Source organism: Pseudomonas sp. NFACC05-1 (genome assembly GCF_900100135.1).
In the GTDB taxonomy this organism is placed as follows: domain Bacteria; phylum Pseudomonadota; class Gammaproteobacteria; order Pseudomonadales; family Pseudomonadaceae; genus Aquipseudomonas; species Aquipseudomonas fluorescens_Q.
In genome coordinates this window covers 41412-61205 of record NZ_FMTR01000022.1, presented here as the reverse complement: position 1 = coordinate 61205, position 19794 = coordinate 41412, and the positions used below count along the sequence as shown (strand labels likewise).

Below are 19794 nucleotides of genomic sequence, written 5' to 3'. Positions count from 1 at the left end.
GGCTAATCTATAGACTCGCCGGCCGTATTAAGTGTTGCCCGGCGAGTTGCTAGCCTGGATATGACACTTGGAATTAACTTTCCTTCTCCAGGGAATCAAGCATGATATTTTCCAATCGCACGTTTGCATTAAACCCTATATCGCGGTGTCTTGCGCTGGCCTCCGTTGCCCCGTTTATCATGGTCTGTCAATTCACTCAGGCCCGTACATTGACGGACGAAGACCTGACCATTGGCGCTGGGGGCCGTCCCGACAATTATCAGCTGTTTGGTAACTCCACCCTGACCGCCAATGGTGCCTCCACCCAGGATATTCAGGTGGCTATCGGTGGCACGGTCAATCTAAATGGCACGACAGTCACAGGTGGATCCAGTAACGGCGTGCAGTTGGTCGATAGTGCTGCAAACATTGCCGCCAACAGCACCGTGACCAGCAACGGTATAGCGCTGGCCTTGACGGGCAATGTGTTGGGGGCCAAAGCCACGGTCACGGACAGCTCGCTCATCGGCGGCACCCGCGGCGCCTCCCTCAGTGCTGCAAGTGAGCTGACGCTGAGCAACGCCACGGTGACTGCAACGGGTGCCACGGGCACGGGTATCGTCAGTTTCGGTGGCACGGTCCAGGCCAGCAACAACACCCGAATCACGGGCGGTCAGAACGGTGTTGTCTTGCGTAATGACATCTCTTCGGTAAAGGGAAACCAGCTAACGCTGGATGCCAGCCATGTCGAAGGCCTGAATGGTGCGGCCATCGTCGTGAGCAGCGTTGCCGGACTCCCTGATCGCGAAGCGGTGATCGACGTGAGCAATGGCTCGACCCTCAAGGGCAGCGATGGTGTGATGCTGCAAGTTACGAACGATGGCATGGCGGCGCTGAATGTCGATAACAGCGTTCTGCTCGGTGATGTGGTGGCCGAAGCGGGCAGTATCGCGAAGGTGGCCTTGAGCAACTTCGCCACCTTGACCGGGCGCCTGGAGAACGTCGATACCCTGGCGGTCAACAGCTCGGGCAAATGGGTCATGGTCGAAGACAGTCAGCTAAAGAATCTGTCGATGGCAGGGGGGGAGGTTCAGTTTGGTCAGCCTGGCAGTTTCTATACCTTGTCGGTGGAGAATCTCAGCGGTAACGGCAACTTCATCATGCATGCGGATTTTTCCAACGGGCAAGCCGATTTTCTGAATATCACGGGGACAGCAACCGGTACTCATACGCTTGACGTGGCCAGTACCGGTGTGGAGCCGACGCTGGCCAACCAGCGCATCCATGTCGTCCACGCAGCCAGCGGCGATGCTGCGTTCTCGTTGATCAATGGCCGGGTAGACTTGGGTACTTATTCTTATGATTTGCTCAAGGATGGCGCCAATGACTGGTATCTCGATGGTGCGAGCAAAACCATCAGTCCTGGTACGGCGTCGGTTCTGGCGCTGTTCGATGCCTCGCGTACGGTCTGGTATGGCGAACTGAGCACGTTGCGTTCGCGCATGGGCGAAGTGCGGATGAACCAGGGGCAGTCTGGCGGCTGGATGCGGGCGTATGGCAACCGCTTCGACGTTTCCGCCGACTCCGGAATGGCCTATAGGCAGACCCAGCAGGGATTGGCTTTTGGTGTGGATACCCCCGTGCCGTCAGTTGGGGATGGACAGTGGGTGTTTGGCCTGATGGGTGGTTATAGCCGGTCCGACCTGGACCTGATTCACGGGACCTCGGGCACGGTCAACAGCTTTTATGTCGGTTCTTACGCCACTTGGCTGGACGCCGAGAGCGGTTACTACTTCGACGGCGTGCTCAAGTTCAACCGCTTCCAAAATGAGTCCAAGGTCAGTCTCAGTGACGGGGCACAGGCCAAGGGGCGGTACAACACACATGGATTGGGCACCACGCTGGAGTTTGGTCGGCATATCAAGTTGGACGACGGTTATTTCATCGAGCCTTTTGGGCAAGTCTCGGCGCTGGCGGTTCAGGGCAAACGTTACCAATTGGATAATGGCATGGCTGCCGATGGCAACCGGAGTTATTCCTTGCTGGGCAAAGTGGGTGCAAGTGCCGGTCGGGATATCGACCTGGGTAATGGGCAGATGCTTCAGCCTTACGTCAAGGCAGCGCTGGTCAACGAGTTCGCCAAAGACAATCAGGTCAAGGTCAATAGCACAAGCTTCAACAATGACCTTTCCGGTTCTCGCCTGGAGTTGGGAGGTGGCGTTGCCATGAAAGTCGCGGATAAAGTGCAAGTGCACGCCGACGTCGATTACAGCCAAGGCAAAAAGATTGATCAGCCATGGGGAGTAAACTTCGGCGTGGAATACAAGTTCTGATCAGCTTTGTTTAAAAGGTCAGCTCCGTGGATTGTTTTCACGAGACGGTATGAGGGTTAGTCAAACGAGCAAGGACCGTAACGGTCCTTGTTTCATTTTTCATGAACTCTTTTTTGGAGTCTGTCAACTGAGCAGTTCTGTTAGTACTCAACGGTTTGGTTTTGGAATCTAATGGGCTTCTCTGGACAGTAGTGGCTTTGGAGGCGTGGTTACTCATGTGTTGATAGGAGGGTCCATGATGTCAAATTCGAAAAACTCCAGTACGTTCGGCAAAAACCAAGTCCCGATTTACGATCCGCCTACGGTCGTGGCGTTGCCTAATATCGACGGAGGCGAAACCAATCTGCTGCATAAGAGCGCCCTGGTAGCGCCCTTGCCCATCACTATTCCCAAGTGGTTGAATTCCTGTCCCAAGCCCCATGAGCCGGAGTGGGTCACGCTGTATTGGGGAGACGATGATCTGGAAACAAAGACCTGGACCGCCGAGGTGCCCGACGCGGATCGGGTATTTTATGTTCCCGTCCATTTACTCATCCATGGTGTACATTCACTTTATTATTTTCTACACCTGTACAACCTGGCCGAGGCTGACTCTTTTGATCTTACCCTGACCATCGATACCCTCAAGCCGCTGCTCAACCAGACCGACGACCTTGCGCAGTTTCCTGAAGCGGTCCTGACAGGTGGGGTAACGGCCCAGTATCTAGAGCAGAACAACAATCAAGTGAAGGTCGGTATCCCCCGTTATGATGAGCAGCGGGGTGGCCCCAAGGTCGGCGATATCATTACCTTGTATTTGAACGAAAAAAACGGAACCGGAGAGCCAGATCAGCTAAAGGTCGGTGAATTGACTGTTCCGCACCCGGTACCCAACGTTCTTGAGGGCGTGTATGAGGGGCAGGCGTTTCTCGACTTTGGCGATCGTGTGGGGTATGCGCGATATCGTGTCGAAGACCGGGCGGGGAACATCAGTGAGTTGTCGGGGCGGGTTGAGCTGGATGTGAAGGCTGCACCGACACCGCGTGATCTGTCCTATCCATGGGTGAGAGAAGCCTCCGGCAACCCGCAGGCCAGTCGGCTCGATCCGAACCTTGCGGCTGTCGTTAATAATGGCGTCATTGTTGCCATCCCTCAAAACGCGATCATCTCGGATACGGAGACCGCCGCCGTACTGTTTGGTGAAGAAGGTGGTTTCGGATTCTATCGCGCTGACACACCCATCGTCACAGGAGGGCGGGAGTACCGCATTCCCAAGGAGTATGTCGCCCGAAACCTGCGAAAAAACATACCGATAATCTTCGAGGTGACCGGTCCCAATATTCCCACACCGCTTGTGTCTCAGACGCACAGCCTGACGATCTCCAGCCTGAGCGGCGGGTTGCCGGTCCTTCAGTCCACCAGTTTTAATGCGACGACGTTGAGCTTGGCCAACATTCCCGAGGGCGGGGCGGCTGTTCTCAGGCTGGGTAGCTGGAAGTACATGGCGACGTCACAGTTCCTCAGGGTCGAGATGAGGGGATTGCTGAGTGCGGGAGGCGCTCACACCGTGACGATTCTCGATGCTCAGCCTGTGACTTCGGTGGGTGAAATGCAAGCAGGACAGATACTCAAGACGGAGCTTCGCAGATTTCAAATCGGTGAAAAGCTCACCTTCATCGCGAAGGTCAGCTTTGACAATAAGCAGACCTGGCACGACTTTCCAAGCATAGATCCTCAATTAACCAACTGACCCTTGAGCATGAGGTATTACCGTTTCAGCGATGCGCCTCGCGCTCATTTGTAGGTCATGGTGAAGTTCAACGCGCCTTTGGCCACACCGGGACCGACGTGAGGCGCTAACTGGTAGAAGCGTGCGTTGAAGTCCAGCACCGTCGTGCCGGATGTAATGGGCACCAGGGGAACCTCCATACCCAGTGCGACAGGGGTCAGGCCGTCGCCCCTGAGTATCTGAACACCTACGCCCGATGCTCCAGAGTCTGCGGTCAGGCTGAAAACGCCGTTGTTTTCATCGACGGGGACGGACCCCAGAACACCATCGAGCTTGATCGTTGCGACGGCGATATTGCCATCTGACGGGTCGGCTTCGCAGGCGCTGAGCGTGATGGTAAAAGGCGCAAGGGTTGTGCCGAAGCCGGGGCCTGTGAACTCGGAGGTGTCCCAGGTCCCTAGTGGCACTGGATTGACGCTTACCGGGTTGCCCGAGATGCCGCAATGAGCCTGAATCACCGTGCCCACGGGGCCTACGCCGAACCCTTTGCCGACGCCGGTAAAGGTCCCGCTGAACAGTTCGCGGCCATCCAGTGGGTTGGGACCGGTCGGAATGGGGCCGGTTTTGATCAGGGTGGTGTAGGTCCGCAGGTTGCGCAGTGTAAAGCGTATGAACGTGGTGATCTGGTCCTGATAGCCATCGAAGGGCACGATCGGGCGATAGGTCGGTCCGCCGATGGGGATGAAGGTGTTGTTGCCGCTGCCATCGAAGGGAAAATCCAGGCGGATCAAGGCGCCCACGCCGGGAACATTGGTGTTGAATACCTTGCCGTTCACATCGAACCCGTCAACCGGCGGCAACTGGCCGGCGAACAGCGGGGCGGTTGGCTGGGCCTGGAAGTTGAGGATGGTGCCGGGGGTATCGACGCTGCAGTCCAGTTGCGAACCACCGCCGCTGGTGAAGGTGTGTTTGTTCAAGGTGCCGATGACACTTCCTACGGCAGCGTCCCGAGGGACATAAAGCGTGCCCAATTGAGGCTGGAAATTCAGGGGGCCACTTCCGGCCTCCCACCAGCAAGTATCGGCGGCGGCGAATGCGGATGAAGTCGGGCTGCCGGTGACCAGCACCAGGGATGTCAGCAGCAGTCGTGTCGATTGTTTCATGGTGTTTCCTGTGGGATCGGGCATGACAATAGGCTGTTTGCCAGTGGCTGGGTGGCGCGTGTCAATGGCATGTCAGCGCCTGAATGCGGTAGCCCTGCACCTGCTCCATCGTCTGCGGATTGACGTCCAGCCGGCATTGAGGGGCGTCGCCCGGTGCCCAGCGCACGTTAAGTTGTTGTGGCTCGGGCCCTACAGAGAGCAATACCTGGCCGGCCTGGCCCACGGTACCCAGAACAGTGCCCTGGGCATCGCTGACCTGAGCCCCGAAAGGCAGGGCCTGGCCGTTAGCCGTCTGCCCGCTGATCAGCAGGCGATTGATGGTACGCGCGGTGAAGGTGGTCTTGACCACGGCCCCGCGGCGTGGGACGACTTGCGCTGTGCCATTGTCGATCTCGATTTCAGGCCCCAAATCATCCGTTTGCAGGGACACCTGGTTCATTCGATAGGGCCGCAGGTAAGGGACCAGCGCGAAGCCTTGGGCGTTGGTTTTCACGCCTGTCGCGTTCTTGACTCCCACACCGGGGATATCCGGTACTTCAACCAAGGCCAGCGTTTCTCCCAGGTACGGGCCGGCTTCAATACCATCGGCATGAAGCAGCAATGCGCCGCTGGCGTTCAGTGAGGTCGTGCGGTAGTGGCTGCTTTGAGTGATCCCGGCGCCGACGCTGCCAGTGGTCCCTTGATAACCTAAAGCCAACTCGGCTGACTGTCGCTGTTGCGAGTCGTGGCTGATGCTGGTTCGATAGTTGAGCCGGTTCTCAAGACTGTTACCACTCAGGCTGGCCCTCTGGCTATGGCGTCCGGCGTTGTTCTGTACGTCGAACGTGGCAGTGCTCGAAGGCATGAAGTCCAGCGGCAATGATACGCTCAACCCCATTTGGCGCTGCTCGCTCATGTTGCGTTTGTCGTTATCTCTGAGCGATTGCAAGGCATAGACGTTATAGGTCACGCCTTTGTGTTGGGTATTGAAGTTGAACTGGAACTGGCGTTGGGTGTTATTCGTTTGCCAGTAATCCTGGTGCGAGAACGTCAGGTTGACGGAGCTGTGTTTCCCGATTTTCTGGTTGATTGCCGCTTCGAGACGGCTGCGTCGGCTGCCGAAAAAACGGACGTCGTGCTCGCGGTCGCGCACAGCTTCGTCGAAATCGCGGTAACCCTCGGTGGAATAGCGATAGCCAGCGAAACGCAGCTGGGTCCCGCTTTGGAATGATTTGCCGTATTTGACCGAGTAACTCTTGCCTTGCACGTCCTGGCTTGCCTGCGTATCGGAGTGACTCAGGTCCAAGGCCAGGGCGCCCAGCGCACCCAAGTCCCGGGAGGCCCCCAATGTGACGGCTCGATAAAAGTCGCTGCCCATCGCGCCGCCATATAACGTCGTGCTCCAGCCGAGCCCCCAGGCCAGCGTACCTTGCCAGAGCAGGGGGTGGTCACCCTCGCTGATGGCGTTGTAATGCCCGACTGTCGCGCTGTAACGCCAGAGACCTTCGCGCAAAAGATTGCTGAGTGTGGCGTAAGGCTGCGTGTAGCGATGAACCTGGCCATCGGCTTCGGTTAATACGATTTCCAGTTCACCGCTGCCGCCCACGGTAGTGAGATCATCGATTTCATAAGCGCCGGGGCTGACATAGGTGGAGTAGATCGGGTAACCGTTTTGCAGGACTTCGAGCTTGGCCCGCGTCTGGGCCACGCCTCGTATGACAGGGGCATACCCCTGAAGGGCATCGGGCAGCATGTCTGGGTCCGAGGCAATGATCGCGCCCTTGATGGGCAGGCTCCTGAACACATCGCCCCGGGTAAAGGTTTCACCCAGGGTCAGATTGGCTTGCAAGCCGGGAAGATCGCGCTGGGCATAGGTATAGGCGCTGCTCCACTCGCGTTGGTTCTGTTCGTTGCGGCGTAACGTCTGGTTGCTGCGCAAACGCCAGGCGCCCAGATTCAGCCCACTGTTGAGGTACAGGTCATCACTCTGGCTGGAGCCGCCTTGTTGATGATTGCTCTGCTGCGCCGACACCTGGTAATTGATAAAGGCCGCGTTGATTCCGTGATCCCAGCGCTCGGGGTCGGCATAACCTGACTGATTCCTGCGCATGGCGATCTGAGGAACCGAGAGTGACAACCACAGCTTGGCGCCTTCGAATTCGATATTGGCCCCGGGGATTACGCTGGCCAGGTCGATGCAGTCGGTGTTCAGCGCTTGGTTGTCGGCCAGGCCGTCGAGACGTACGCCCAACTCTTGAAGCAAATCGGACGATAGGCAGGGCAGCAGGTCGCCCTCGGGGCTGAGGCTGAAGTCGAGCTCACGCAGGCCAAAGGAGCGCCGGTTGATTTGAAGTTCGACCCGATAGCGCCCCGGTCCAAGGTCCTGACTTTGGCCCAGCGCACTGAGTGCCAATGCCCCGGCATCGCGGGTGTATTCCGGATGCTGGCGCAGGAAACCGGATTGGAATTCAACCGTCGCATCGGCCAGTGCGGGTGTGATATCGAGCAGTGCCGTACTGGCACCCAGGGCGACCCAGTGAGCCAGGCGTGCTTCGCCGCCGATACCCGAGCGTTTCAAGAGTCGAGTCATTAAAAGTGTCCGAGAGCGCATGGCGTCACAGTGTTGAAGGGAGCTGCACGGGGGCGGTCAAAGGCGCGCTGAAAGCGCCGTAGTCATTGACTGTGGCGAAAGTGACCTGCAAGCCGGCTGTCGGTTTGATCCGGCCCAAGGCAAATGTCTGGCGTTGCAGCGGTGCCGACATGGCCGGGTTATTCAGTTCTTCGGATTGGCGCTGGTCGCTGACTTCAAGCCGGCTGAATGAAACATGGAAGGGGGTTGGGTTGTAGACCACCAACTGCGCCGAGCCGTTGACCTGCTCAATCGACCACAGCAGATCCTTGAGGCGGGCTTGCGGGTTGTCCTTGATTTGGCTGGGGCGATAGAACAGTTTGATCCGGGTGCGCAGGGCGATATTCAGGGCGTTGGCGTGGCTGGTATCGGCCTGGGGAATTTCCTGGACGTTGAAATAGAACAGCGATTCACGGTCCGTCGGCAAGGTGTTGGGGAGTGCATTGATCTGCACTTGTTGCTCCTTGCCGGGGTTGAGCCGGAACAACGTGGGTGACGGCATGAAGGGGACGGCGGTGGTGGTGTCGTCGGCAGCGGTGTTTACCCAGGTTTGAACGGCAAATATATTCTCGCTGGGGTTGGCGATGATCAGCGAAACACTGCGTTTGTCACTGTCGAACACCACGCGGGTGCCGCTCAGGCTCAGCGCCGCCTGACTCTGGGCACTCTGGAAAAACAAGATCGACAGTGCCGCGCAGGCACCTAGAATTGACCGCGCGGCCCCAGGCTGCTTGATGAACGTGAACATAGAAAAGTACCGGTGGATCAGGCGCGGGACTGCGCCTGAGGTGCAGTGCGCTTGCGCCACGGGGAGTCCGGCTTACAAACCGGCAACTCATGGCGTGCGCGGGCGGAAATCAGATGATGTTCACAAGGAACATGATGTGCGCCGAGGCAGGTCCCGGCGTTACCGTGGCAGCGGTCGAGCGATAACGGGCATGGAAGAGCATGTCGGTTTCGCCGCCGGCGACCAGGTTGTACGCGACGGAGCTGGTGCCGGGTGCGATGGCGGCGCCTGACTTGTCGCGGATCGCGATGGATACGCCCATCGCATGGCCCGGTGTCGGGGCAACGGCAAAGTAGTCGCCGCTGCTGTCGGCGGCGCCGTTGAAGGTCGTGGTGGCGGTTTGGCCAGGGGCGATCACACAGCCTGAGCCGCCTTTGACGCGCAGGACAAAGTCCTTGCCCAGCAGTTCATCCCCGACCTGGGTGAAGTGACTGGCATCGACACTGCCCATGTAAACGGTATTGCCGATGGTGCCATCGCCTGGGTTGACGACTTCGATGGGGCAGGTACTGGCGGTGATTTCACCTTGGAAGTGGATGGTACCGGTGTTGGCAAGCGCCGCGGTGCCTGCCAGGCTGGTTGCCAGGCCAAGGCACAGGGCGAGGGAGGTTTTTTTCATGGTGGGAATCCAGTGGACGCAGTGCTCGGCATTCAAGGCGTGAGACCGGACGGGGCGCACTGCGATTTGGCCGGTGTCGATAAGGTCTCTCTGGATAAGTTTAAGAAGCGGCGTGGGGGGCGGGATATGAGAGAGTTCTCATTGTGAACGTGGGGCGTCAGGGAGGTGGGACAGAATGTTTCGGGGGGCATGCACCAACCGAGACCGAGGTGTTCTCGGTCAGGTTGGTGTTCAGGTGAGTGAGGGGGGAGTCACGCAATTCTCAAATTTTCATTGATCAACTCGATCAAAAATGTGTTCTTCAGATGTTTCGGTGCTCCGCTGGCCCCCAATATTGTTTCGAATGTTTTTTCACCGTGCATATTTCCCGCGTTAGCAGCGGCGTTAACGCTGGCTCCTTTTCTTTTTGCTGCCACTGCGACGGCGAGCTGGTCCTGCGCAGTTGCAACGGGGCTGTTCTGAGGACCGCCGGTTTTATTGAGTGTTACCCCCTCTTTAATCTGCTCTAATAAAGTTCTTTGCGGGTTGCCAAGCCCATGTGCTTGCGGCTTCGGCGAGGGAGGGGGAGCGGGAGGAGAAGGGGGCGCTGCAGTTTGTCCTGCCGAACTCACCTTGGCTGAATTGCGATAGTAAGACAGGTTACGCCTCAGTACCGCTCTGGGTATTTCCACGGGCACGGGTGTAGGTGGGAGTTCCGCGGCCCCGCTCATGACGAGCGCGTTGGACCACTTAGACGTCTGGTTTGCTAGAGCGCGTCCTATAGTGTAACCACCGACAGCGCCAACCAAGCTAATTCCCATGCCCGCGTAGTCCAATATCTGGCCCACCAGCAAAGCGTCCTCATTATCATCGGGTGTTGCCGCTTTGATCACCGTAGTAACGAACCCCAAACCTACGGCAGTCACTGATGCTACGTTAGCAATCACAGCGGCAGCCAATGCCAGGCCACTCAGACCGCCTGTGGGGACCCAGGTAATGACAGCAAAGATTGCCGCAACGACAGTCACGGCGGCGCTGATAGCGACAGTGACCCAGTTTTTACTTCGTTTGTACGCGCCCGGAACCCGATCCTCATCCGGGTGTTTCATGCGCGAGACCGAACTCACATGGCCAGTCGGGTCCTTGAAGCGAATCGGGTTACCCAGGCAATAGCAGTAGGGGTTGACGCCACCGGCACCGAAAGGGCTGAAGGAGTCCGGGCTGTGAAAGCGCATCAGCACCGGGTTGTAGGCGCGATAACCGTTGCCCAGCAGGTACCAGCCACTGCTACTTTCCCGCACCTCGCCATTGAAGGCCCGAACGCTCAATAACGGTTCTTCGCTGCTGCGCTCGCCGTAGGCGCTATAGATAGCGGCGCGTAACGCGGCACCTTGGCATTCGCCCAGTACACTGCCATTGGCATCGGTGAACAACAGCAGGTTTTTCGACGGATCACCCGGTTGGTGTTGGCCCAGGACCTGGTCTGCGGCGGTGAAGAAGTGGGTCTGTGCGGCGCTCTGGACGGTATAGCTCAGTTCGTCACCCTGGTAGAGGCGCAAGGATTTCGCCTGGGTACCCTCCTGGGAACTGATCAGGCGATCATGCCCATCGTACTGGTATTGCATGACCGGTTGCTGGCTGACGGAGCGCACTTCCAGCAGGCGGCTCTGGCTGTCGTAGCGCAGCAATTGCCCCTGCTCATCGTTACGCATGTTGCCATTATCGTCGTAGTCGAAGGTCTGTTCCTGCGTGGGGCCTCCATCGAGGCTGCGGGTCATCCTGACCAGGCGACAGGGGTCGTCGTCGGCGTAGAAGTATTCGTTGACCTCGCTGGCCCCTCCCGAAAACTGGCTCACTCGTAGGGTGATGTTGTCCAGGTCATCGAAAACGTACATTTGTTGCTCGATGGCGCGACCGGCTTCATCCTTGGGCAAATCCCGGCCCGAGCAGGTATGGACGCTCAAGCGGCCACGGTCGTCGTAGTCGAACGCCTCCAGGAGCAGGCTGTTCAGAAGGCCTGCCTCCTCGACTTGCAGATGACGTGACTTGAGCTGCCCGTCGGGATACCAGACCTGCTCGATGGTCCGTGTCGAATGCCCCGGCAATGTGATCGTCCGCAGGATTTCCTGATCCTGATCGTCATACGTCAACTCGGTGATGAGTGTGGTATTGGCGTCAGTATCAACGCTGGTGGTTTTGCTCAAGCGACTGAGAGCATCGTATTCGAATGTCGCTTCCAGGCCACCCTGAACGCTGCGCGTAACGAGTCCCGCGCTGTCGTATTCGTAGACGTTTTCGACGGTGTTGAGGTGGTTGATATCCAAGCGCTTGCGCAGTTGTCCGCCCGATGTGCTGATGTATTGGGTTTCCCAGGACAATCCCTGCTCATCGACCCATTGCTCACTGCGCACCTGGTTGGTGATGTCGTATTCGTAGTGACGCGAACCTTGCTCGTTCTGCGCCTTGACCAGACGAGCCGAGACCGGGTGGTAGTCAAAGGCGCTCTGTGCATCGGGCGAATGAATGGCGGTGGGCTGATCGGTCAGTTGCAAGTTTTTGTATTCATAGGTGATCACCGCGCCGGCGGCGGTGGTTCTCGTGTTGGGTTGCAACTGATCGTCGATGTAGCCGAGCGTTTCGCTGCGCATGCCGGTCTGGGTTTCGGTCAGGCGTTCCAGGCCGTCGAAGGTCTGGGTGCCGATCAACACGGGGGCGGGTGAACTGCCGGAGGCGGGTTTCACCCACAGTGCCGTGGGCAGTTCCGAGCGGCTATGGGTGGCATACTCGCGTGATACCACACACTGGTCCGGCAAGGTGGTGGTGACCATGCGGGACCAGGGGTCATAGCTGTAAAGCGTCTTGCGTTTGAGTTCGTCGACCTCTTGTGTGCAGTTACCCTGGCCATCGTACTGGTAAGTGCGGGTGGCAAGCACCTGGCCCTGTGCATCGAGGCTGGCTGTCTGCGCCGGTTTGTCCAGCGAGTTGATGCGGGTCTCGCTTTTGCCACTGATCATCGGAGAGTGGCGAGGGCCTTGCCGCCAGCGGGTCTCCACCAGACCGTTCCAGGGAGATGGGTGACCGACGGCGATGCCGATGGGGTTGAATTCGGTGTGGGCCTGCACACCGTCAGGGCCAGTGACACAGGACTGTTCGCCCCAGTCGTCATACTCATAGGTGGTGGTGTAGGCGAAGGAGCGTCCTTCAAAATAATCGTAGCGGGTTTCTTCGATCAGCTCGCCCAAACCGTTGTAACGAGCCTTCCAGGTTTGTTCGACGCGCGTGGGGTTGGTTTCGCTGACATTATCGCGCTCTTCATAAATCTGGCGTCCCAGTCCGTCAATTTGGGTTCGGGTGGTGATTCCACGTGTGTTGACGGCATCTCGCCCACTGAAGTGCCCCACGCCGGCAGAAGGAAAATACCGATAGGTGCGTACAGCCTTGAATTCGCTGCTTCGGGGCGCCGTGGTTTCACGAACCAGCCGTCCTAGTTTGTCGTACTCATAGCTGATTTCCATGTCGCTCGAGTGCAACAACAAGAGCTTTCCGGTCAGTGCCGAAGTTTGCTCGATATTGACTTTCTTGACACCGTCGAAATCGGTACTCAAGGTCGTGGTGAGCTGGATGGCGGGTTCGGGGAAGTCGACGCCGAAGAGTCTTTTGTAATCAGTATCAGTGTAGGTGGTGGCGCCATTGAGGCGTACAGCCTGCCGCGACAATTGACCATGACGTAAAGGGTCGTTCAGGTCAGTCCAGTATTGGTAAGTGGTGCTCTGCAACGCCTCCTCTCGTTCCTCGGGGGTGCCGGCATCATGCACTTGAACCAGAACTTGCTCGTCGAGCGTGACGGGCCTCGCGAGCGGGGTCCTGGCCAGTGGAGGTATTTCGATGTAGCGGTAGTGGGTCCGCAAGGTCGGGGCCGGCTCGTGGTCCGGTGCGGGCGTCACCGTGCTGCTCTTGACTTTGCAGACAAACCCATAAGGGTTATCGGGGAAGTCCTCTTCGCCAGAGGCGCGATAGTAGACGTTGGTGGTGGTGATGCCACTGGCCTCAACGTGGGTCAGTTCATTGCCGGAGCTGTCGTAGGTGTAGGTCTCTGTTTCTGCGCGTTGACGTGTCGGGTTGCTTTTAAGCCGCCAGCGATTGATCACCTGTGTAGGCAACTGATAGGTATTCGGTTGATCCAGCACCGAGCCGTTGCGCAAAGGGTAAACGGTTTCGGTTTCCTGGATGTTGTCACCTTGTGTCGTGGTCTGGAGTATGAGCGAGTGGAAACGGTTGAACGTGCGTTTGACACTGCGCACAGCTTTTCCCGCCAGGTAATGGGTTTCCACGGTGCTGTAGTCGTAAGTACCGCTCTGATAGATCAGCGGGTCCTTGTTGTCGGTGCCCCATTGGATCGGCAAGGTGTTGCCCAGGAAGTTCTTATCATCCGGATAGGTGTATTCGACTTGCACCTTGTCCGGGTTGTCAGGGGCGCCATCGGGATAAATCTCGTGACGGCTGACACGTGGCAGGTAGCGGCCTGACGGGCCGGGGAAGCTGTGTTCGCTGTCATAGACGATCAGTTCACTACCGCCCAACGGGTTTTCCACCTTGGTCACCACGGTGTGCCCATGTTTGATCTCGTAGTCGAATCGCCAGTAACCCCGTTGGCCGGACTCATCGGCAGGCAGGGCAATGGTGCGGGCATATTTCAGCTCGCCCGAGTCGAAAGTCATCGTATAGCGCGCCCGCGCAGGGAGCGCTTCATCGACATTGGGGTAGAGATCCAGATCCAGTTTGCCGGCGTCGCGCCGCACGCTCAACAAGGGGATTCCCGCGTCGTCGTTGACCGATTGCAGCAGCGTGTGTCCGTTGAATGAGGTATAGGCAAGGACCAGCCTGTGGCCCAGGGGGCTATAGATTTCGATCGGAACGGCGACGCGGTCGCTACCCATGCCGCGCTCTCGCAAAATTTCCACGGTGCCGGTCTTGTGCACCAGCATGAACTGTTTCTTATCTTGAAATGGCGTGTATTCGAAGAATCGGAAACTGTCGAGTTTTTTGGTCTCCATCAGCAGTTCCCCATCCACGCCATTGGCGGTCACGGTGTGGCGTTCGCCTGTGCTCGTGGATAAAACCTGCTTGTTCATATCGTATTCGGACAGCTGCACATTCCAGCCGATGCCATAGCCGCTGTCCGTTGTGTTGAGAGCGCTGAAAGCCAATGCCAGCGAAAACCCCGGGCCGCGCAAATCGTTGCCCTTGAGTTCGGGTAAGTCGAGGGATATCCGGTATTGCCCGGTACGTGGGTCAACGCCACTTTGCAGCGACTGCATGAAGTTGAATGCGTTGGAGGGAACGGAAGTATCGGCACTCATGGGGGCACACCTCAATGAGTCATCGAAAGCCATAATGAATGGCGCCTTTTAACGGCAGGGCTACGGCGAGTTGTCGATACGGTAACAGTCTGCAGAGCGCCAGTAACCTAACAGTTCTGATAGTGGTCGGCGCCATCGGTCAGGGGTAAAACGTCTTTATCGCTGCATGAAAACTCAACGAGGGTGGCGAACCGTTGGGGAAGAGTCCCTGCGTCTGTTTTTTATGTGGGCTAGCGCTTATGGCGCCTTGAACGCACTATTTTTTTGATGGAAAGACTGATTGTCGTTGAAGGACACGGTTCGGTAATCGCTTTTTGCTGTTCTGGCGATCAGATGGTTTTGTGACGTTTATCTCGATAGGAGGCGCTCAGTCGTGAGTGTGCGAGACGGCTCGGCTCACCGTTGATTTTGACATTTGAGGGTATGGCAATGGCAACTACCTATACGTTGGCAGAGCTTCTGAGCTGGATGAAGGATCAGGATCGCATGAGCAAATGGGATGCGATTGTGGCCATGGAACGCAACAAAACCAATCTGCTGCTGATTCAAAACTACATTGATAAGTTCAGTTTGGGCAGCTATATCCCGTCCATTACCGGAGCCATTGCAACAGGTGGTATTGGTGGCAGTTTTCGGGAATATATTCAAGATTTTGTAATGGATGTACCTCGTTTGTATTTCGAGGATACCGGTCTTGATAATTCGAAGGCCAATCTGCGGATGGCCGTTGTGGCCGGTCGTCAAGTCTCCATCGAAAAAGACGTGACGGTGTGGCATGTCACGCGCATCTTGGATTATGACCCGCTGGACGGGCCGAGCTTATTCCTCGACCTGTTATTGCCCGAGGTGTCGGGAGAAATTGCCGACAATGGGAATATCCGCCTGGACCTGAGCAAAAGCGATAACTTTCGCTTGACGTTTGCCGAAACCCAGACCGAACAAGAGCTGGCCGGCAGAGTTTTCAAGGCCTTGTTTAATCGATTGGATGATGAACAGCGTGTCTGGACCTTGGGCACGATTAAGCGGGGCAGCAACCCCATGATGCAACCGCGTTCTTTCGGCTTGCGCACGCAGCGGGGTGGCCAGGAGGGCGAGGGAGCGATGCTTGCCTTCGTGCGCATGGAGGGTAGACATGAGGGAGACTTTCCTGGTGCGAGCAGTGGTTTTCGTTACTTGATCCCGAATGACGCCGGAAGAGATTACTCTGCCACTGTATTGGTAGGGCGAGGCCGAGTAGTTATTGCTGAGTTGGTTCGATCGCTGGGGGAAATGATTGATCACGATGATTTTGATTATGTTTTTGATGACGATAACAGAGATATTGTCGTGACGGCTAAAGGGGGGGGGATTAAGATTCCGCGTGGGACATTTAATCATCGTTTGGAGATGACCACCCTGTTGGGTCCAATATGGGCGGATCTTGAGGTTAGTCATCCTGAATTTCTTCTGGCGGCCAGTGAACGTCTGAAGGTTGAGCTGCATGGGCAACAGATCAGCGTCCGGTGGCTATGTGCCGGGACTGTTAGAGCTAGCATGAATGTCGTAGCAACTAATTATGAGGGGCTTCAAGAGCTCATAGATATATATCCGAGCAAGAGCTTGTATTACCATTTAACCGTCACGGCGTATTACCAATTGATTGATGATGGCGCCGGTGGTACGTTGAAAAGAATAAGGTATGATGTTGAAAGCAATGTAGATCCTGAGTCGGGTGTTGATATTTTTAAGTTTGGCGATGCCGTTAAGCGTAAGTTGAGTTTGGCAGATCCAGTAGATCCTATAGCGGATTTAGTAGGCAAGCTGTTAATCTTAATGGGGCTGTTAATGGTACAGGCTGCTGAAGTTTTACTTAATTTGTTGGCGACGGATGCGTCGGGGATGATCGCGGGTGCAATCAAAGAGCAGTTCCCTACGGGCCGCGTTGTGTCGGGATTTATTGCGGAAAATCTTGCGCTTAACTACGGCGAAACCATTCAGATGCTCAATTTACAGTCCCCTTATGATGTCGGCCTGTTCGGTCGCATCAATCCCGCTCAAACAACGTTCGCCATCACCACGCCGGAACCCCGCATTGCCGCCGGCACACCGCACTATGCTTTTGAGGTTTTTCCTGAAAGAACCGGCCTGAAATGGACTGTTGGAGACCTGCAGCGTCGTGCTGTCAGCGCAGGTACGATCGATGAAAATACAGGGGTCTACACACCTCCGGCAGCGAGTCAGATCGAGGGGCGTTTCACCCGTGTACGGGTCACCGCAACCGACCCTGTTACTCAGTTCAGCAGTTCTGCCTTGGTGACGGTAGTCCGCTCGCGCTTGACGATCAATCCACTGATTCAGATTTGCGATAAAGACGAGCGTGTACCGTTAAAGCTTGGCTATCTGAAGGACGATGAGGACAGCCCTGCGCCTACGGTGGTCATCAACAATCCGGTTCCGGGGGAGAGCGGTTCTATCGAATCCAATAATGGCGTTTACACCTATGTCTCGAATAAAGAAGTCGTCGAAGGGAAAACCTATGTGATGGATGAACTCGTGGCGACTTATAAAGGGTATACGGCGTCGGTTTACATGGTGGTTACACAGACAACTCCCGCGATAACCATTCAAGTCCCTGACAGCTTGAAAGGTTTGACAGAAGTCGCTTTAAGAGCCATAGCCAATAACAGGGATATTACCGAACACGTTGAGTGGAGTATTGACTTCAACGGCCCCGGCTCATGGCACAGCGAAACCCCAGGCGTCTATAAGGTTGACGAAATGGCCCCGCAGGCTTTCGTGTTCATCAAAGCGTCCTGGGACTCGGTGGTTATAGGTGTTCTTGAAGGTCATCTACTGCTAGCGCTGCCCTTGCTCGATATTCCCGATGTGCCGCTGAGTGTTGCCGAGACTGATGGCGAGACAGGCCTGGCTTATTGATCTGTATAACGACTTGCTTGCAACCCATTTATTAAAGCTCCCCATGGGCTCGACGCCTTGGTGCAATGCAATAGCGTTGTAGTCGACATAATCGTCGGTCATGACATTGCCGCGATAGCCATAATGAACGGCGCTTTTTAACGGGAGGGCTACGGCGAGTTGTCGATACGGTAACAGACTGCAGAGCGCCGGTAACCTAACAGTTCTGATAGTGGTCGGCGCGATCGGTCAGGGGTAAAACGTCTTTATCGCTGCATGAAAACTCAACGAGGGTGTCAAACCCATGAATACAAAAGATGCCCCGCCGGCTCCCCACATTCCGCTACTCGGTCGCGATAACGTGATTGATCTGGATGTGTTGGGAACAGACGACTTGTTGACCTATGTGCAGTATCCAGGGCTTGCAATAGGTCATGGGATCGAACCCAACTGGCGAGGGCGCAGCCCGTTGGGCGAAGCGATCGATGAAACCAACTACCAGGATGTCGATGACCGTTTGGAACATGACGAGAATGGTCATCCAAGAATGCCGATAGTGATTGAGAACGCCAAACTCATCGGCCTGGATCAGGGCGAAGTGTTTTACTCCTATCGGCAATCGGATGGCGGACCGCTGGGGGAAGAGTCCCGGCGTCTGTTTTTTTATGTGGGCAAGCGCGTCGGTATCCTGAGCTTGCCTGTGGCGCAGATGAAGGAATCTCACGCATTGTGCGTGGACCCAAGCGCCATCGCCGGCCCCGCGCTCATCTCCACCGCGCCTTATCAGGCGATGGCCGAAGGTGATGAGCTTACTTTCACCTGGGTGGCCCATCGCGCTACCGGAGGGACCCCTACGACCCATACGATACGCCGGACATTGAGCGCCGATGACGTGGGTAAAACCCTGGAGTGGTCTTTGCCCAAGGCACAACTCACATTGATCCAGAACGGTGGTCATGGGGTTATGCAGTACCAGGTGCAGTACGCCGATCCACAGGATCCGCTCACGCCCGAATCAACTTCCGCCGAACAGACTATTACGGCAGTGGACACCCTTGAGCCGTTGTTGCCCGAACTGATTGTCGCGGGTGCCGACAGTGGCTCGATCGACCCGGCACGACACCCCGATGGCTTGCCCGTGCAGGTGCCACTGTATGGCAGCCGGCAGCCGGGTGACGTGGTGACGGTATATGCGCAAGGCGACACCAACCTGCTCGCTACCGCGCTGCTGGATGTGTCGGCGGTCGAGAGCGGGATTATCACGCTGGTCCTCGAACACCGCTGGTTACAGGAGAACAACGGCAAGGTTGTCGAGCTGCTTTATCACTATGCGCGGGCAGGGGCTTCGTTCAGCTCGCGCCCGTTGACGCTGATGGTTCGGCGCCCCCTTGAGCTGTATGCACCGAATGTGGATAAGGCCAATCTTTACGATGACGACGGGTCGGGCGTGGTCAAGGGGTGGGTGAATGCCGCTGATGTGCTGACCGGGGCCGTCATCGATATCCCGCAGGACTCCGTGATTGGCAACGATGACAAGGTCAGCATGATCTGGGACGGCTTTGGCGATCCGCTGGTGGTGACGACACCCTCGATCGGCAACGACAGGCGATTCAACATTCCCCGTACGGCCGTACCGATGAATGTGGGGAAACATGTTTTGATTCATTACGAGGTTCTGCCGCCAGATGAAGCCGTTCCTCACGCTTCACCGTTTTATGATCTGGAAATAAGAAACTTCGACAGTGGTTGGCCGCGGATCCAGGCGGAAAGGCCGAAACTTAGCGGTGGCTCTATCAAGTTAAGCGAGATCACCGACCCGGTCATGCTCTTTAAATTGGAAAGCTGGTATTTCATCGCAGAAGGGCAACTTCTAAAAATTCAGGCAAGCGGCGTATCGTCAGCGACAGGCCAGGTAGTGACTAATACGATGCGTGACGAAACGCAGCCCCTTACCGACGATGAATACTACGTTGGATATATATTGCCAGCGCTTGATAAGGGCTTTTTAGATTCGCTGGTAATGGCTGAAAAACTTTCTGTCTTGGTTCAGTTGAGTTACGACCAGGGCAGCACTTATAAGAAGGTGGATGAACGGCTGTTTCTTCTGGCGCCCTGAACGCACTATTTTTTTGGATGGAAAGACTGATTGTCGTTGAAGGGCACGGTTCGGTAATCGCTTTTTGCTGTTCTGGCGATCAGATGGTTTTGTGACGTTTATCTCGATAGGAAGCGCTCAGTCGTGAGTGTGCGAGACGGCTAGGCTCACCATTGATTTTGACATTTGAGGGTATGGCAATGGCAACTACCTATACGTTGGCAGAGCTTCTGAGCTGGATGAAGGATCAGGATCGCATGAGCAAATG

9 protein-coding genes are annotated in these 19794 nt (G+C 56.5%); 4 read left to right on the top strand and 5 right to left on the bottom strand.

Features of this window, described 5'->3' with window-relative positions:
- The first annotated feature begins 101 nt into the window (after window positions 1–101).
- Together BLO97_RS24515 and BLO97_RS24510 are read left to right on the top strand one after the other, a co-directional pair.
- Window positions 102–2312: an autotransporter outer membrane beta-barrel domain-containing protein gene (locus tag BLO97_RS24515; RefSeq protein WP_256572292.1), complete on the top strand. Its 2211-nt coding sequence runs from the start codon at window positions 102–104 to the stop codon at window positions 2310–2312.
- Window positions 2313–2550: 238 nt separating this feature from the next.
- The gene (locus tag BLO97_RS24510; RefSeq protein ID WP_139197727.1) at window positions 2551–4041 is read left to right on the top strand and encodes a hypothetical protein; all 1491 of its coding nucleotides are present in this window, start codon (window positions 2551–2553) and stop codon (window positions 4039–4041) included.
- A gap of 44 nt (window positions 4042–4085) precedes the next feature.
- On the opposite strand, the gene BLO97_RS24505 is transcribed toward BLO97_RS24510, so the two are convergent.
- From BLO97_RS24505 to BLO97_RS24485, 5 genes are all read right to left on the bottom strand, one after another.
- Window positions 4086–5183, bottom strand: coding sequence for a fimbrial protein (locus BLO97_RS24505; protein WP_170862032.1), 1098 nt, complete (start codon window positions 5181–5183; stop codon window positions 4086–4088).
- 61 nt (window positions 5184–5244) lie between these two features.
- Window positions 5245–7752, bottom strand: coding sequence for a fimbria/pilus outer membrane usher protein (locus BLO97_RS24500; RefSeq protein WP_092348615.1), 2508 nt, complete (start codon window positions 7750–7752; stop codon window positions 5245–5247).
- A gap of 25 nt (window positions 7753–7777) precedes the next feature.
- Window positions 7778–8539, bottom strand: coding sequence for a fimbrial biogenesis chaperone (locus BLO97_RS24495; RefSeq protein WP_072348824.1), 762 nt, complete (start codon window positions 8537–8539; stop codon window positions 7778–7780).
- Window positions 8540–8648: 109 nt separating this feature from the next.
- Window positions 8649–9197 carry a fimbrial protein gene (locus BLO97_RS24490; RefSeq protein ID WP_063320906.1) on the bottom strand — a complete coding sequence of 183 codons (549 nt, stop codon included), beginning with the start codon at window positions 9195–9197 and terminating at the stop codon, window positions 8649–8651.
- A 251-nt stretch (window positions 9198–9448) separates the two neighbouring features.
- Window positions 9449–14536: an RHS repeat-associated core domain-containing protein gene (locus tag BLO97_RS24485; protein WP_170862031.1), complete on the bottom strand. Its 5088-nt coding sequence runs from the start codon at window positions 14534–14536 to the stop codon at window positions 9449–9451.
- A gap of 429 nt (window positions 14537–14965) precedes the next feature.
- Here BLO97_RS24485 and BLO97_RS24480 point away from each other — a divergent pair, with 429 nt between their 5' ends.
- Together BLO97_RS24480 and BLO97_RS24470 are read left to right on the top strand one after the other, a co-directional pair.
- Window positions 14966–17452, top strand: coding sequence for a hypothetical protein (locus BLO97_RS24480; protein WP_256572291.1), 2487 nt, complete (start codon window positions 14966–14968; stop codon window positions 17450–17452).
- A gap of 283 nt (window positions 17453–17735) precedes the next feature.
- Window positions 17736–19547: a hypothetical protein gene (locus BLO97_RS24470; RefSeq protein WP_139197726.1), complete on the top strand. Its 1812-nt coding sequence runs from the start codon at window positions 17736–17738 to the stop codon at window positions 19545–19547.
- Window positions 19548–19794: the final 247 nt, after the last annotated feature.